This is a genomic window from Micromonospora sp. M51, from assembly GCF_018070305.1.
Taxonomy (GTDB): Bacteria; Actinomycetota; Actinomycetes; order Mycobacteriales; family Micromonosporaceae; genus Micromonospora; species Micromonospora parva.
In genome coordinates this window covers 1-2,893 of record NZ_JAGPXZ010000748.1, presented here as the reverse complement: position 1 = coordinate 2,893, position 2,893 = coordinate 1, and the positions used below count along the sequence as shown (strand labels likewise).

5 protein-coding genes are annotated in these 2,893 nt (G+C 68.1%); 1 reads left to right on the top strand and 4 read right to left on the bottom strand.

Annotation, left to right across the window (positions count from 1 at the left end; genetic code table 11):
- Window positions 1–70: 70 nt before the first annotated feature.
- From rplI to rpsF, 4 genes are all read right to left on the bottom strand, one after another.
- Window positions 71–517: a 50S ribosomal protein L9 gene (rplI, locus tag KBX53_RS28110; protein WP_030331806.1), complete on the bottom strand. Its 447-nt coding sequence runs from the start codon at window positions 515–517 to the stop codon at window positions 71–73.
- Between the two features lie 14 nt (window positions 518–531).
- Window positions 532–771: a 30S ribosomal protein S18 gene (gene rpsR, locus KBX53_RS28105; protein WP_013289355.1), complete on the bottom strand. Its 240-nt coding sequence runs from the start codon at window positions 769–771 to the stop codon at window positions 532–534.
- A 41-nt stretch (window positions 772–812) separates the two neighbouring features.
- Window positions 813–1,346, bottom strand: a complete 534-nt coding sequence (locus KBX53_RS28100) for a single-stranded DNA-binding protein (RefSeq protein ID WP_030331808.1) — start codon at window positions 1,344–1,346, stop codon at window positions 813–815.
- 81 nt (window positions 1,347–1,427) lie between these two features.
- Window positions 1,428–1,718 (bottom strand): 30S ribosomal protein S6, encoded by a 291-nt coding sequence (gene rpsF, locus KBX53_RS28095; protein ID WP_036411437.1) that lies wholly within the window; start codon window positions 1,716–1,718, stop codon window positions 1,428–1,430.
- A 628-nt stretch (window positions 1,719–2,346) separates the two neighbouring features.
- Between rpsF and KBX53_RS28090 the strand changes: the two genes are divergently transcribed.
- Window positions 2,347–2,893, top strand: a 547-nt coding sequence (locus tag KBX53_RS28090) for a TIM barrel protein (RefSeq protein WP_247676341.1), incomplete at its 3' end; no start/stop codon positions are given.

Below are 2,893 nucleotides of genomic sequence, written 5' to 3'. Positions count from 1 at the left end.
CGTCCGCAACACCACCACGATGGCCCGCGCCGATTACTCTGTGGGGGGCCTCGTGGTGGTGTTGCGGACGTCAGCCCTGAACGACGTTCAGGTTGAACGACGCGGTCACCTCGGGGTGCAGCTTGATCTTCACCGGGTAGGTGCCGGTCGACTTGATGTGACCGGGCACCTCCAGCCGACGCCGGTCGAGGACCGGGCCGCTGGCCGCCTTGACGGCGTCGACGATCTCGGCCGGGGTGACCGAGCCGAAGAGCCGCCCGCCGTCGCCGGCGCGGACCTTCAGGTTGACCTTGAGACCCTCGAGCTGAGCCTTGACCTCGTTGGCGTGGTCGAGGTCGCGGATCTCGCGGGCCGAACGGGCCCGCTTGATGACCGTGACCTGCTTTTCCGCGCCCTTGGTCCAGGCGATCGCGAAGCCCTGCGGCAGCAGGTAGTTACGGCCGTAGCCGTTCTTGACCTCGACGATGTCGCCCGGGGCACCGAGGCCGGACACTTCCTGAGTCAGGATGATCTTCATATCGGTGCCTCCTCTCAGCGGGTGGTGGCCGTGTACGGCAGGAGCGCCATCTCACGGGCGTTCTTGACCGCGCGGGCGATCTGCCGCTGCTGCTGCGAGGTAACGCCGGTCACCCGTCGAGCGCGGATCTTGCCGCGGTCGGAGATGAACTTCCGCAGCAGCGCGGTGTCCTTGTAATCGATATAGGTGATCCCGTCCTTGTCGAGCGGGTTCACCTTCTTCTTCGGCTTGCGAAGTGCCGCAGCCTTGGCCATTGCACGTGCTCCTGGTTTGCGATCGCGGGCGCTCGGCGCCATTAGAACGGTGGCTCCTCGTCAAAATTGGCGCCCGAACCGGCACGCGCGGGAGAGGGAGCGGCCGAAGCCCAGGGGTCGTCGAAGTTGCCTCCGCCGCCACCCTGGTTGCCACCACCACCGCCACCGAAGCCGCCGCCACCGCCGCCGGAGCGGGACATCTTCTGCACCTTCGCCGTGGCGTAGCGCAGCGACGGGCCGATCTCGTCGACCTCGAGCTCGATGACGGTGCGCTTCTCACCCTCGCGGGTCTCGTACGACCGCTGACGCAGCCGGCCCGACACGATCACCCGAGCGCCACGCTGCAGCGACTCGGCGACGTGCTCGGCGGCCTGCCGCCACACGGTGCAAGCGAGGAACAGCGGCTCGCCGTCCTTCCACTCGTTCGACGCCTTGTCCATGAAACGGGGCGTCGAAGCGACTCGGAACTTGGCGACCGCAGCCCCGGAGGGGGTGAACCGCAACTCGGGGTCATCGGTCAGATTGCCGATGACCGTGATGGTGGTGTCTCCTGCCATGACCATCTCCTCGCGCACTCAGCGTCTCGTCGTACAGGCTCCCAGAGCCCTACGACAGAGTCGCGGAGGCTGATCCGGACGAACCGGGGGTTTGAAGGCTTAGCGCATTTCCGGTCGGAGGACCTTGGTGCGCAGCACGGACTCGTTGAGTCGCAGCTGACGGTCCAGCTCGGCGACCGCAGCAGGCGTGGCCTGCAGGTCGACGACGGCGTAGATGCCCTCTGCCTTTTTGTTGATCTCGTACGCGAGGCGCCGGCGGCCCCACACGTCGGTCTTCTCAACCGAGCCACCCGCGGTCCGAATCACGTTCAGGTACGTGTCGAGCGACGGGGCGACGGTGCGTTCCTCGAGGCTGGGGTCGAGGATCACCATGATCTCGTAATGACGCAAGACGTGCTCACCTCCTGTGGGCTAAGCGGCCACGGTCCTTCCGTGGCAGGAGGTCTTGTGTCGTGGTCCGCACGCGCCGAGGGAACCCGGCCGGACGCGGACAACCTGACCAGGATACCCGGTCCCAACGATCATGCCCGGGGTGGTCGGGCCGGCACCCGGACATGCCGACGGGGGCCCACCGTCCGACCGTCAATCGGCCGGTGGTGGACCCCCGTCTACGAGGCCGCGGGGCGTCCGGTCCGCATTCCTTGGGTGGGACCTGGGGAGGAACGACCACACCGATGAGGTTGGACCGAAGACGCCCCGCGGAGCTTTATCGTGTTGTTATCTGACGATACAACAGCACTCGTACCTTGTCGGGGGAAAAAGCACAATTTTCCGAGATCGTCGTCGCTCGGTGGCCGCTGTGCGATGGGGTCGCCCCCGCTGCGCCGGGCCGCGCGGCGGGGGTGACCTCGCTGTCGGCCGGCGACCGCCGATCACCGGGTGCGGCGCTCGCGCCACAGGCGGCACCGGAATGCTGGTCGCCGGTTCACACCCATCAACGATCGTCGGTCCGTCCGGTGACGCGACACCGCCCCGGCCGTCGCCCCGGCCGTCGGGGTCGCGACGTAGGCTCGCTCGCATGCGTATCGGAGCCCACGTCGACTCGACCGACCCGCTGGCGGAGGCGGCCGCCCGGTCCGCCGACACCGTGCAGTTCTTCCTCTCCGACCCACAGGGTTGGAAGGCACCCAAGCCGCGCGAAGACGCCGAGCGGCTGCGCGCCGCCGAGGTCGACCTGTACGTGCACGCGCCGTACGTCATCAACGTGGCCACGCTCAACAACCGCATCCGGATCCCGAGCCGAAAGCTGCTGCTCGGGCACGCCACCGCGGCCGCCGCGATCGGCGCCAAGGGCCTGATCGTCCACGGTGGGCACGTCAACGCGGGCGACGACCTGGCCGTCGGCTTCGACAACTGGCGCAAGACCTTCGCGTACGCGGCAGACTCCGGCGGCTTCGGCGTGCCGGTCCTGATCGAGAACACCGCCGGCGGCGACAACGCCTGCGCTCGACGGCTCTACGCGCTCGCCGCAGGTGGGTTGTTCTTCTCGGTCTGGCGGCTGCGGCAGCGACTGCTGCTGCTGGTCGGGGTGCTGGTGACGATGGCCTTCGCGATGGGCACCCGCT

Coding starts and splice junctions, on each gene's coding strand:
- rplI (WP_030331806.1), bottom strand. CDS start 517: ATGAAGATCATCCTGACTCAGGAAGTGTCCGGCCTCGGTGCCCCGGGC.
- rpsR (WP_013289355.1), bottom strand. CDS start 771: ATGGCCAAGGCTGCGGCACTTCGCAAGCCGAAGAAGAAGGTGAACCCG.